This window comes from Jeotgalibacillus campisalis, from assembly GCF_000829515.1.
Classification (GTDB): Bacteria; Bacillota; Bacilli; order Bacillales; family Jeotgalibacillaceae; genus Jeotgalibacillus; species Jeotgalibacillus campisalis.
In genome coordinates, this window is sequence record NZ_JXRR01000004.1 from 40613 (window position 1) to 53502 (window position 12890).

Annotated in this window: 12 protein-coding genes; all 12 read left to right on the plus strand. The window is 43.4% G+C overall.

The window, feature by feature from the left end; genetic code table 11:
* The first annotated feature begins 39 nt into the window (after positions 1-39).
* The 12 genes from ftsH to lysS all read left to right on the plus strand — a co-directional run bounded on the left by ftsH (position 40) and on the right by lysS (position 12535).
* Positions 40-2070 carry an ATP-dependent zinc metalloprotease FtsH gene (ftsH, locus tag KR50_RS02875; protein WP_041054584.1) on the plus strand — a complete coding sequence of 677 codons (2031 nt, stop codon included), beginning with the start codon at positions 40-42 and terminating at the stop codon, positions 2068-2070.
* Positions 2071-2263: 193 nt separating this feature from the next.
* Entirely contained in the window at positions 2264-3052 is a 789-nt protein-coding gene (locus KR50_RS02880; protein WP_041054586.1) for a type III pantothenate kinase, read from the plus strand.
* Positions 3049-3927: an Hsp33 family molecular chaperone HslO gene (gene hslO, locus KR50_RS02885; protein WP_041054588.1), complete on the plus strand. Its 879-nt coding sequence runs from the start codon at positions 3049-3051 to the stop codon at positions 3925-3927. The genes KR50_RS02880 and hslO overlap by 4 nt, the downstream gene beginning before the upstream one ends.
* Positions 3928-3929: 2 nt before the next feature.
* Entirely contained in the window at positions 3930-4838 is a 909-nt protein-coding gene (locus tag KR50_RS02890) for a peptidyl-prolyl cis-trans isomerase (protein ID WP_084215472.1), read from the plus strand.
* Positions 4839-5002: 164 nt separating this feature from the next.
* Positions 5003-5929 carry a cysteine synthase A gene (gene cysK / locus KR50_RS02895; RefSeq protein ID WP_041054590.1) on the plus strand — a complete coding sequence of 309 codons (927 nt, stop codon included), beginning with the start codon at positions 5003-5005 and terminating at the stop codon, positions 5927-5929.
* A gap of 207 nt (positions 5930-6136) precedes the next feature.
* A complete protein-coding gene (locus KR50_RS02900; protein ID WP_041054591.1) occupies positions 6137-7552 on the plus strand; it encodes an anthranilate synthase component I family protein in 1416 nt (471 codons plus the stop codon).
* Positions 7549-8145 carry an aminodeoxychorismate/anthranilate synthase component II gene (pabA, locus tag KR50_RS02905; RefSeq protein WP_041054592.1) on the plus strand — a complete coding sequence of 199 codons (597 nt, stop codon included), beginning with the start codon at positions 7549-7551 and terminating at the stop codon, positions 8143-8145. The genes KR50_RS02900 and pabA overlap by 4 nt, the downstream gene beginning before the upstream one ends.
* Complete coding sequence (pabC, locus tag KR50_RS02910; RefSeq protein ID WP_041054593.1) at positions 8142-9035, plus strand: aminodeoxychorismate lyase; 894 nt, start codon at positions 8142-8144, stop codon at positions 9033-9035. The genes pabA and pabC overlap by 4 nt, the downstream gene beginning before the upstream one ends.
* Entirely contained in the window at positions 9013-9831 is an 819-nt protein-coding gene (gene folP, locus KR50_RS02915) for a dihydropteroate synthase (RefSeq protein ID WP_041054594.1), read from the plus strand. Before pabC ends, folP begins: the two co-directional genes overlap by 23 nt.
* A 5-nt stretch (positions 9832-9836) precedes the next feature.
* Positions 9837-10199 carry a dihydroneopterin aldolase gene (gene folB, locus KR50_RS02920; RefSeq protein ID WP_041054595.1) on the plus strand — a complete coding sequence of 121 codons (363 nt, stop codon included), beginning with the start codon at positions 9837-9839 and terminating at the stop codon, positions 10197-10199.
* Position 10200: 1 nt separating this feature from the next.
* Positions 10201-10725 carry a 2-amino-4-hydroxy-6-hydroxymethyldihydropteridine diphosphokinase gene (folK, locus tag KR50_RS02925; protein ID WP_041054596.1) on the plus strand — a complete coding sequence of 175 codons (525 nt, stop codon included), beginning with the start codon at positions 10201-10203 and terminating at the stop codon, positions 10723-10725.
* A gap of 322 nt (positions 10726-11047) precedes the next feature.
* Positions 11048-12535 carry a lysine--tRNA ligase gene (lysS, locus tag KR50_RS02930; RefSeq protein ID WP_041054597.1) on the plus strand — a complete coding sequence of 496 codons (1488 nt, stop codon included), beginning with the start codon at positions 11048-11050 and terminating at the stop codon, positions 12533-12535.
* The last annotated feature ends 355 nt before the right edge of the window (positions 12536-12890 follow it).

Genomic DNA, 12890 nt, shown 5'->3' on the forward strand with positions numbered 1-12890 from the left:
TTGGTATTAGTTTCTTTAACCGTGGGGAGGAGGTAAGGGATGAACCGGATATTTCGTAACACGATATTTTATCTATTAGTATTCCTGGTAATCATCGGGATTGTTGGTTTGTTTAACAGCGGAAACCAGCCCGACCAGGAACTCACATACGGCGAATTCATAAGCTCACTTGAAAATGGTGAGATCACTGAAATTGACATTCAGCCGAACCGAAGCGTTTATAACGTTGTAGGGCAAAAAAGTGGATATGCAGAAGACGAGTATTTCGTCACGAACATTCCATTAGAAAGCAGCGTACTTGAAACCATTGACGAGGTTGCAGCAGAAACGACTGAAGTTACTGTGTTAGAGGCGCCTGAAACGAGCGGATGGGTCACATTTCTTACGACAATTATTCCTTTCGTTATCATATTTATCCTTTTCTTCTTCTTATTAAACCAGGCACAAGGAGGCGGCGGAGGCCGCGTCATGAACTTTGGTAAAAGTAAAGCAAAGCTTTATACAGAAGAAAAGAAAAAAGTCCGCTTTAAAGATGTAGCGGGTGCAGATGAAGAAAAGCAAGAGCTTGTGGAAGTCGTTGATTTCCTTAAAGACCCTCGTAAATTCACAGATGTTGGGGCACGTATACCTAAAGGGATTCTTTTAGTAGGTCCTCCAGGTACAGGTAAAACATTGCTTGCCCGTGCAGCAGCCGGTGAAGCCGGTGTGCCGTTCTTCTCGATCTCAGGTTCTGATTTCGTTGAGATGTTTGTCGGTGTCGGTGCTTCCCGTGTACGTGATTTATTTGAAAATGCAAAGAAGAACGCACCATGTATCATCTTTATAGATGAAATTGATGCGGTAGGCCGTCAGCGTGGAGCCGGACTTGGAGGAGGCCACGATGAGCGTGAGCAGACTCTGAATCAGCTTTTAGTTGAAATGGATGGCTTCGGCGGAAATGAAGGAATCATTATGATTGCTGCAACAAACCGTCCGGACATCCTTGACCCTGCCCTTCTTCGTCCAGGCCGTTTTGACCGTCAAATTACCGTTGACCGTCCGGACCTTGCAGGTCGTGAAGCAGTATTAAAAGTACATGCTCGAAATAAACCGTTAAACGATAATATTAACTTGAAAGCAATTGCTCAGCGTACACCAGGTTTCTCAGGGGCAGACCTTGAAAACCTCTTGAATGAAGCTGCGCTCGTTGCCGCAAGACGCGACAAGCAGGCAATAGATATGACGGATATTGATGAAGCTACCGACCGCGTTATCGCAGGTCCGGCTAAAAAAAGCCGCGTAATTTCTCAAAAAGAGCGAAAAATTGTCGCTTTTCACGAATCTGGTCATACCATTATTGGAGTCGTGCTCGATGAAGCGGATATGGTGCATAAAGTGACCATCGTTCCACGCGGTCAGGCTGGCGGTTATGCCGTTATGCTTCCGAAAGAAGACCGTTACTTTATGACGCGTCCTGAGCTGCTTGATAAGATCACAGGACTTCTTGGCGGCCGTGTTGCTGAAGATATTATTTTTGGTGAAGCTTCAACAGGCGCATCAAATGACTTCCAGCGCGCGACAGGAATTGCCCGCCGAATGGTTACTGAATTTGGCATGAGTGAAAAATTAGGTACGCTGCAATTTGGTCAGTCTCAAGGACAGGTATTCCTTGGACGGGACTTTAACAGCGAACAAAATTATTCAGATCGTATTGCTTATGAGATTGACATTGAAATTCAATCAATTATTAAAGAGTGTTACGAACGTGCGAAGACGATTCTTACAGAAAATCGCGACAAACTTGAGTTAATTGCAGAAACATTGCTCGAAGTTGAAACGCTCGATGCTGCACAGATTAAACATCTTGTTGATCATGGAACACTTCCAGTACGTGAGCTGGTGGACGAGGATCAAGAAGATAAAAATGAATCGACAGATGAAACGACAAAAAAACCTGTTGAAAAATCATCTGAAGAACTCTTGAAAAGCTCAAAAGGATCTAAGGGATTTAGAGGAAATCAGCCGACTGAAGAAGATGTTGAACCTCCAAAGGAAACAGATCCGATTGAAAAGACAAGAGACAAAGAGTAAGTTATAACAGACGCCGTTCATACGGCGTCTGTTTTTATGCAAAAAAGCAGCGATGCTAGTAGCACAGCCTGCATTTTTTGCTGAAAACTCACGATGTTCTATCCTAATCAATCCAGGCTTCTTCAATAGATTTCACATTGAATTATGGTATGATATTTTAAGTGTTAATAATTCTCTAGGAATGGTGAAAAACATGATATTTGTATTGGATGTTGGAAATACAAACACGGTATTAGGTGTATATGAAGAAGATCATCTCCTATATCATTGGCGTATTGAAACAAACCGCCATAAAACGGAAGATGAATACGGGATGCTTGTAAAAAATCTATTCGAGCACGTAGGACTGTCCTATGAAGAGTTTGAGGGAATTATCATCTCGTCTGTTGTTCCGCCCATTATGTTTCCACTTGAAAGAATGTGCCAAAAATATTTCAACCTTAAACCATTAGTGGTGGGTCCCGGAATGAAAACGGGGCTGAATATTAAATATGATAATCCGAAAGAAGTAGGGGCAGACCGCATTGTGAATGCTGTAGCAGGCATTCAGGATCATGGAGGCTCACTGATTATTGTTGATTTTGGAACCGCCACAACGTATTGCTATATAAATGAAAGCCGCCAGTATATGGGGGGAGTGATTGCGCCTGGGATTGGCATTTCTACAGAGGCTTTGTATGCCAAGGCTGCAAAACTTCCGCGTATTGAAATAGCCCGTCCTGATCATGTTATAGGGAAAAGCACGGTTACAGCGATGCAGGCAGGGATTGTCTACGGGTATGTAGGACAGGTAGAAGGCATCGTATCCCGTATGAAAAAAGAAGCATCGGGACCAGTGAAAGTTATTGCGACAGGGGGACTTGCTTCACTAATCGCAAAGGAATCAGATGTGATTGATCATGTGGACCCTTTCTTGACACTTAAAGGGCTTCAATTAATTTATAAACGAAACATGGAAGATGGAAAGGAGAATGTAAGATGAAGGATTACATGGTACGGGCACTCGCTTATAACGATCATGTCCGCGCATATGCAGTGAATACAACAGCGACGGTATCAGAGGCTCAAAAACGACATTATACATGGCCGACAGCATCAGCTGCTCTTGGTCGTGCGATGACGGCTGGTGTTATGATGGGTGCAATGTTAAAAGGGGACAATAATCTGACGGTAAAAATTGAAGGCAAAGGCCCGATCGGTTTAATTTTAGTTGATAGCAATGCTAAAGGACAGGTGAGAGGGTATGTTACGAATCCTCATACTCATCTTGATTTGAATGCGGATGGAAAACTTGATGTCCGCGGTGCGGTAGGTACAGAAGGATCACTCACTGTCGTCAAAGATTTGGGCATGCGTGAAAATTTCACAGGTCAGGTGCCTCTTGTTTCAGGCGAGCTGGGAGAAGACTTCACGTATTATTTTGCTACGTCTGAGCAGGTGCCTTCTTCTGTTGGGGTGGGTGTCTTAGTAAATCCGGACAACACGATTTTAGCATCCGGTGGATTTATCATTCAGTTGATGCCTGGAGCAGACGAATCAACCATTGAAACGATTGAAAAAAGATTAAACACAATTCCGCCTGTATCAAAAATGATTCAGGAAGGATTATCACCAGAGCAGATCCTCGATACTGTTCTTGGCGAAGGCAACGTACGGGTGCTCGATGAAATGCCGGTCTCTTTCTCATGTAATTGTTCAAAAGAACGTTTTGGGACGGCTATCATCAGCCTGGGAACAGAAGAGATACGGGAAATAATTGAGGACGAAGGAAAAGCAGAAGCGCAATGCCATTTCTGCCATGAAACGTATCACTACGATAAACAGGAATTAGAAGGCTTTTTAGCAGAGGCAAAGTAATCGTGATTAAATCAAATCTGCGAAACAAGCGCCTTAAAGCGAAGCCGCTCGTTTATATCATAGGGGTCTTACTTTTAACAAATATCATAACGCTGATTGTTTTGATGACAAATCATGATTCTGATGCTGAATCTGAAGCTGTAGCAACAGTGGATGGAGAAGAAATTTCCAGGCAGGAGTGGCTGCATGCCATTGAATTACGCTATGGGAAAGAAGTACTCCAGCAATTGATTAATCAGCGTGTAATGGAGCAGTCCGCAGAAAAATACGACATCACGATTTCACAAGAAGAACTGGACCAGGAATTTTCACTACTTCGCTCTGTGCTGAATATGAACGACCAGGCTGTCCTGCCCAACGAAGAAGTATTGAAGGAACAGCTGAAAACAGAGCTGATTTTAGAAAAGCTGATCACAAGCGAAGTGCAATTCACAGAAGAAGAACGACGAAAGTATTTTGAAGAAAATCAATCCCTATTCTCGATCCCTGTTATGTACCGTCTTTCTCAAATTGTCGTAGCAACAGAGGAAGAAGCCCAGCAGGTGATACAGGAATTGTCGAATGACTCTTCTTTTGAAGCGTTAGCCAGGGAACGCTCTATTGATGCCGCAACAGCAAGTCAAGGGGGAATGTACGGGTATATCCCGGAGGATTCCACCTCTGTGGATGAAAGAATTATCCAGGCAGCGAGTTCGCTAGACCAAGGAGACTGGTCGAATCCTGTAGAAACGAAGCAAGGATATGTAATCGTATTTTTGCACGAAACAACTCAAGGAGTGTCATTCACTTTTGAGGAAGTGGAAGATCGCATCGAACGGCAGCTTGCGCTCGATCAATTAAATATACCGGTAACGGCTGAATCTTTCTGGGATGAAATGCCGATCACGTGGTTTTACGGTCCTACAGAATAAAAACACAGAATAGAGGCATTGCGCTTCTATCTCTGTGTTTTTTAGCATATTTTCAATAAGCGCATAAATAAATAGTACATAATAGTTGAAATCATTCTGAAAAGTTGGTAAATTTGGAACATATCGAAATGCCGATTATATTACTAGGGATTAGGAGTGTGGATATGGTACGCATTGCAAATAATATTTCTGAATTGGTAGGGCAGACACCTATTGTGAAATTAAACAGGATGACAGATGAAAACTCAGCGGAGATTTATTTGAAGTTAGAGTATATGAATCCGGGAAGCAGCGTAAAAGACCGAATTGCACTTGCTATGATTGAAGCAGGAGAGCAGAGCGGCGATCTCAAAGCTGGTGACACGATTATCGAACCGACAAGCGGGAATACGGGAATTGGACTTGCTATGATTGCAGCAGCAAAGGGATACCGCACTGTACTTGTTATGCCGGAAACAATGAGTATGGAACGCCGCAATCTTCTTCGTGCATATGGTGCAGAGCTTGTACTGACACCTGGACCTGACGGGATGAAAGGCGCAATCGCTAAAGCGGAAGAAGTAGCGAAAGAAAAAGGCTACTTTATGCCACAGCAATTTAAAAACGAAGCAAATCCTGAAGTGCACCGCCGTACGACAGGTAAAGAAATTGTCGAGCAGATGGGTGACCAGCTTGATGCATTTGTATTGGGAATTGGTACGGGCGGCACGATTACAGGTGCTGGACAAGTGCTTCGCGAAAAGTATGAAAACATTAAAATTTATGCTGTAGAGCCGACAGACTCTCCTGTCCTATCTGGAGGAAAGCCTGGGCCTCATAAAATTCAAGGGATTGGAGCAGGATTTGTTCCTGATATCCTGAATACAAAAATGTACAATGAAGTTATTCAAGTCTCGAATGAACAATCCTTTGAAACGGCGAGAAAAGCTGCGCGAGAAGAAGGGATACTTGGCGGAATCTCATCTGGAGCTGCTATTTATGCAGCGCTGAAGGTAGCGAAGGAATTAGGAAAAGGAAAAAAAGTGCTGGCAATTATTCCGAGTAATGGTGAACGTTACCTGAGCACGCCTTTGTATCAATTTGATGAATAAATAAATGTAAATCGTTCCACTTATGGTGAGCAGTGGTTTCCGTTGTAACAGGCCTTTTCTTAAGGCCTGTTTTTTTGTATGTGGAAATCATCGGTTTGTCCGTTCGCACACTCCCCTGACCGATCTTGTTTAAGGTAGTTTCGGTGTATGAATGACCTGGATCGTGTATGATAAAAGATAAGACTAGAGTTTAGGAGTGACACAGGAATGAGTCAATATACTTTATCCTATCGAACCATTAAAACAACACACGATGCATTTTTTACTACATATACCCTTCAGTCTTCAAAGGAAGAGCGGCATATTTTCCTCGAAAGCGGCAGAGGGGGCCGCTATAGTATGGCAGGGATTCGTCCATTCGCCTGGGCTCGGGGAGAACAAGACAAACTAGTCATCAATGAACATGGGGAAGAAAGAACGCTCGAAGGAGATCCGCTCCGTAACCTCATTGACTGGATGAAACCTTTTAAACAGGAACGTATAGCATCTCTGCCAGACTTTCAAGGCGGAGCTATGGGGTATATCTCCTACGATTATGTCCGTTCCATTGAACAAATCCCTGCTATCGCAAAGAATGATCACGGTCTGCCGGATCTCTATTTTATGATCTTTGATCAATGGCTGGTATTTGATCACGAAACAGACCTTCTTTACTTTATGGTGCTGCATAAAAAAGACGATGACCAGGATGCATTCCTTGCCCAGTGGACAGCCTCCTTTGAAAAGGCAATGACTCAACAAACTGAATTCAAGAAAAGTGAGGATATAAGCAGCGGCTTTTCCGACATTCGTTTTTCAATGGATGAGGGAGAATTCAGTCATGCGGCCGAAGCGATTCGAACGTATATTTCACAAGGTGACGTTTTTCAGGTGAACTTATCTGTGCGCCAATCCAAAAAACTTGCAGCCCATCCGCTGTCCATATACAAAGAACTGCGTACCTTTAACCCATCCCCTTATATGTCTTATCTTCATATGCCCGACGCCCAGATCGTCTCTGCTTCTCCTGAGTTGTTAATCAAAAAATCAGGGACTGAACTTAGTACAAGACCGATCGCAGGCACGCGTTCAAGAGGGGAAAATCAAGAAGAAGACCAGAAGCTTGCGAATGAATTGATCCAAAATGAAAAAGAGCGCGCAGAGCATGTGATGTTGGTGGATCTTGAACGGAATGATCTCGGCCGTGTCAGCCGGTACGGCACAGTGGAGGTCAATGAATTCATGGTGATTGAACGATACTCTCATGTAATGCACATAGTGTCGAACGTACGCGGGCAGCTCGACTCTTCCTTCAATGAAGCCGATGTGATCAGAGCGGTTTTTCCTGGAGGGACCATTACGGGGGCGCCAAAGGTGAGAACGATGGAAATCATCGAAGAGCTTGAACCAGTCAGAAGAGGACTTTACACCGGGTCTATTGGCTGGATCGGCTTTAATGGAGACATGGAGTTAAACATCGTGATCCGTACCATGCTTGCTCAAAACGGGGTTGGACATGTTCAAGCAGGAGCCGGTGTGGTCATCGATTCTCATCCAAAGCGGGAATACAAAGAATCCTTAAAAAAAGCGCAGGCGTTATGGCACGCAAACGATTTAGCTGAAGGCAAGGAGATGAAAATATGATCTTAATGATTGATAACTATGATTCCTTTACATATAATCTGGTGCAATTTCTAGGGGAGCTTGGAGAAGAACTGGTAGTGCGGAGAAATGATGAAGTGTCTGTTGCAGACATTGCCGAGATGAACCCTGACTATTTAATGATTTCACCAGGGCCATGCAGCCCAAACGAAGCAGGAATCAGTCTTGAAGCAATCAATGTGTTTGCCGGCGTGATCCCGATCTTTGGTGTGTGCCTTGGACATCAAGCAATCGCTCAGGTGTTTGGAGGAAACGTTGTTCAGGCAAAACGGTTGATGCATGGCAAGACCTCTCTCATCTACCATGATCATCAAACAGTCTATCAGGAGCTGCCCAATCCCTTTACTGCTACACGTTATCATTCCTTAATTGTCGAGAAAACCTCTGTACCTGAAGATTTAATCGTGACTGCGTGGACGGAAAAGGGTGAGATCATGGGGCTTCGCCACCGGACACTTGCTGTTGAAGGAGTACAATATCATCCGGAATCGATTATGACAGAGCATGGGAAGAGTTTACTCCGCAATTTTCTTGCTACTTATCAATCATTCAAACCGAGAGTAGATGCCACATGAAAATTCTGCAAAACGGTGCAATTGTGGAGGCGGAGGATGCAAAAATCTCACCATTTGATCACGGCTTTCTTTATGGAATGGGCGTTTTTGAAACGTTCCGTACGTATGAGGGCCACCCGTTTTTGATCAGCAATCACGTAGAGCGATTAAATCACTCGCTTGAGGAAATGCAGATTGACAAAACTTTTTCCGTAGAAGAAGTGATGCAGATGGTAAGCACTCTTAGGGAAGCAAACGGAGGAAAAGATGGTTATTTTCGTCTTAACGTATCCGCCGGTGTACGTGATATTGGACTTTTTCCTGAACCCTATGAACAGCCGTCTGTGATCCTTTTTCAAAAGCAGCTGCCTTCAAGCGGTGTTAAGGAGAAAAAAGGCGAGTGGCTCTCCATTCACCGTAATACTCCTGAAACGTCTCAACGATTAAAGTCTCATCATTATTTTAATAATATTGCAGCAAGAAGAGAAGTGAGCTCAGGTAATGAAGGACTCTTTCTTACAGCGGATGGCTTTGCGGCAGAAGGAGTTACATCAAATTTATTGTGGGTCAATCAAAAGACCTTATTTACACCTGCTCTAGCTACCGGGATTTTAGCCGGCATTACGAGAGCGATGGTTTTGGCACTTGCGGAACGTGCAGGGCTTGAAATTGTAGAAGGCTTTTTTAAAAAAGAGGATGTTTTGCAGGCGGAAGAAGTATTTATTACAAACTCAATCCAGGAAATCGTACCGCTATGTGCCATTGAACACACGACATTTCCTGGAGCCGACGGTAAATGGACAGCCATTTTAAAGCGGGAATATCAAACCCATACAACCTCATTAAAGCATATAAGAGATTTATCATCGTTAGAAAGAGGTGAAGACCATGATGCTAAACTGCAGGAATAAACAACTTGATCTATCGCAAAAAACAGCGATTATGGGGATTTTAAATGTTACACCGGACTCCTTTTCAGACGGCGGGCAATTTGATGAGCAGCAAAAAGCGGTAGAAAAAGCGAAAGAAATGGTCCAGCAAGGAGCAGATATCATTGATATAGGCGGAGAATCAACAAGGCCGGGACATCAGCCTGTTTCTGCTGAAGAAGAAATCGCCCGTGTTGTTCCAATGATTCGGGCTATTGTCAAAGAAGTGGATGTTCCGATCTCTATTGATACCTATAAGGCCTCAACCGCACAAGCAGCAATCGAAGCGGGTGCTTCAATCATTAATGATGTGTGGGGAGCTAAGCGTGAGCCGGAAATTGCAGACCTCGCTGCACAGTATCAGGTGCCGATCATCCTAATGCACAACCGAACAAATCGTCAATATGATTCCTTCATGAAGGAAGCGCTGGAGGATTTAAACGAAAGTATCTTAATCGCTAAGCAAGCGGGGGTACAAAACAATCAAATTATTTTAGACCCAGGCATCGGATTTGTTAAATCGCAAAAGCAAAATATCGAGATGATGAAGAACCTCGACAAGGTAGTTGAGATGGGGTACCCGGTGCTTCTTGGAACTTCACGTAAATCCATGATTGGAAATATTCTTGATCTGCCAGCTTCTGAACGAATGGAAGGGACTGGGGCAACGGTTTGCTTCGGTATTCAAAAGGGCTGTCATATCATGCGTGTCCATGATGTAAAAGAAATCGCCAGAATGGCCAAAGTAATGGATGTATTAGTTGGAAAGGGCGGGTGAGAACAATGGATAAAATTAAGGTGAACGAGATGGAGTTTTATGGCTATCACGGTGTATTCCCCGAAGAAAACAAGCTCGGACAGCGTTTTCGGGTAAATGCAATCTTAGAACTCGACTTACAAAAGCCAGGTAAAACAGACAATGTAGACGATTCAATCAATTACGGAGAGGTTTATGCTTTGTGCAAAGAGGCCGTTGAGGGAGACGCTTGTCAGCTTATTGAGTCAGTGGCAGACAACATTGCATCTGCTTTATTAGCTCAATTTGAAAAACTTGAGCGATGCACGATTGAAGTCATTAAACCAGACCCGCCAATACGCGGTCATTATCAATCCGTGTCGGTTGAAATCACCCGGAGCAGGAATTAATATGACATCTCTTGCTTATTTATCTCTCGGCTCTAATCAAGGCGAGCCTTTCGTTAACCTGAAAGAGGCGGTCGCTCAACTTGATGAGATTGAAGGAATACAAGTGTCCCGTGTTTCTTCTATTTACGAAACAGATCCTGTTGGTGTAACAGAGCAGAACGCATTTTTAAATCTTGCTGCACAGGTTGAAACAACGTTGACCCCTGAAGAATTATTAATCGTGTGTCAGACCATTGAGAACAATCTTGGTCGAAAAAGGGTCGTGAGATGGGGGCCGCGTACAATCGATCTTGATATTTTAATGTACAATGCCGACCAGTATAGATCAAAGAGCTTAACCATTCCACACCCTCGAATGCATGAACGCAGCTTTGTATTAGTCCCCCTGCTGGAACTAAACCCTGACTTGGTTCACCCTGAATTAAACGTCTCGTTAAAGCAGCTGCAGCAAACTCTAATGGATCAGGACGGAGTAAGGCTATGGAAGAAGAATCATAGCAACCTTTTAGCGGGATTGCGATCATAGCAGCAGCGTGCCCCTATTAGATATAGAATGGATAGACAAAATCCTAAAACAATCATTAAAATATTCGTCCAAACAGGATGATTTGTTTAGGGTAAACTGCCGGTCTAAGGATCGGCCGTTTTTATATAGAAGAGATTTGTCGAAAAATCCATGAATTTGCTATTTTTCTTACCCCAGCTTCCATTACTTTTCGACACAGAGAAGAAGCAAAAGAGACTTTAGGGGTGTACCCACCCTGCATATTGTGTAAAATAGACAAGTATAGTTGTGAATCCGGTCTAAGACCTTGATCCATAGAAAACCTAAATGAGGAGTGAACGGAATGAGTCACGAAGAAATGAATGACCAGTTTCGCGTACGCCGCGAAAAAATGGAAGCCATCCGCGAAAAAGGAAACGACCCATTCGGCAAACGCTTTGACCGATCGCACGGTTCAGATGATATTAAAACTCAATACAGTGAGCATACAAAAGAGCAGCTCGATGAAACCCCTGTAACGGTTTCAGCTGCAGGGCGTATTATGACCAAGCGCGGTAAAGGGAAAGCAGGCTTTGCCCATATTCAGGATTTGCAAGGTCAAATTCAGTTATATGTACGAAAAGACGCAATAGGCGAAGAAGCGTATGAGCTTTTTAATACATCGGATCTAGGTGATATTGTAGGAGTAAACGGAACAGTATTCAAAACGAAGGTTGGAGAGCTATCGATTAAAGTTTCTAGCTTTGAACTTCTATCAAAGGCCCTTCGTCCGCTTCCTGAAAAGTTCCATGGTTTAAAAGACGTTGAGCAGCGCTACCGCCAGCGCTATCTGGATCTTATTACGAGTGAAGAAAGCAAAAACACTTTCATAGCACGCAGCCGAATCATCCAGGCTATGAGAAGGTATCTCGATGACAACGGCTATCTGGAAGTAGAAACACCGATGCTTCATTCAATAGCAGGGGGAGCGGCGGCACGTCCATTCACTACCCACCACAATGCACTTGATATGGAACTATATCTGAGGATCGCCATTGAGCTGCATTTAAAGCGCCTGATCGTCGGCGGCTTAGAAAAAGTGTATGAAATTGGCCGTGTCTTCCGTAATGAGGGTGTATCTACAAGACATAACCCGGAATTTACGATGATTGAATTATATGAAGCGTACGCTGATTTCCATAACATTATGAACCTGACTGAAAATCTTGTAGCTCATGTAGCCAAAGAAGTTCTTGGCACGACAGTTGTACCATATGGCGGACATGACATAGACCTTACACCTAAGTGGGCACGACTTCATATGGTTGATGCCATTAAAGAAGTGACTGGTGTGGACTTTTGGAATGACATGAGTGGAGAAGAAGCGCATGCTCTTGCGAAAGAACATGGAATCGAAGTGAAGGAAACAATGGAATACGGCCATATTGTAAATGAATTCTTTGAACAAAAAGTAGAAGAAACACTTGTTCAGCCAACATTCATCTATGGCCACCCGGTAGAGATCTCGCCATTGGCTAAGAAGAATCCTGAAGATCCACGCTTTACGGACCGTTTTGAATTATTCATTGTTGGCCGCGAATATGCCAATGCCTTCACGGAATTAAACGATCCGATTGATCAGCGCGAGCGTTTTGAAGCTCAGTTGGCAGAAAAAGCAGCAGGAAACGACGAAGCACATGAAATGGATGATGATTTTGTCGAAGCACTTGAATACGGAATGCCTCCTACAGGGGGATTAGGTATCGGGGTGGACCGATTAGTAATGCTGTTGACCAATTCACCGTCGATTCGTGATGTACTGTTATTTCCTCTTATGCGCCATCGAGATTAATGTAGAAAAGGCTGTCCACTGGACAGTCTTTTCTAATCTATAGATCTAAGTGAAACTTAGAGAACCGCCCGTCATAGTGGTCTTTACAAAAGATTTACATGTCTTTTAAAATAAATTCTAGTTTTTTTGAAAAAACTATTGTCACGGTGTTTGTGGCGTGTTATATTATTATTCGTTGCTAAGAAAAACAACGCGAACAAAAAACAATTAAAAAAAGTTGTTGACATCGAATCTGAAATTATGGTAAGATGATCTAGTCGCTTGAGAGAGCAACGCACAAACGAAACACCTTGAACCTTGAAAACTAAACAACCAAAAACGTCAACGTTAATACTTGATTTAAATGAAACAAATG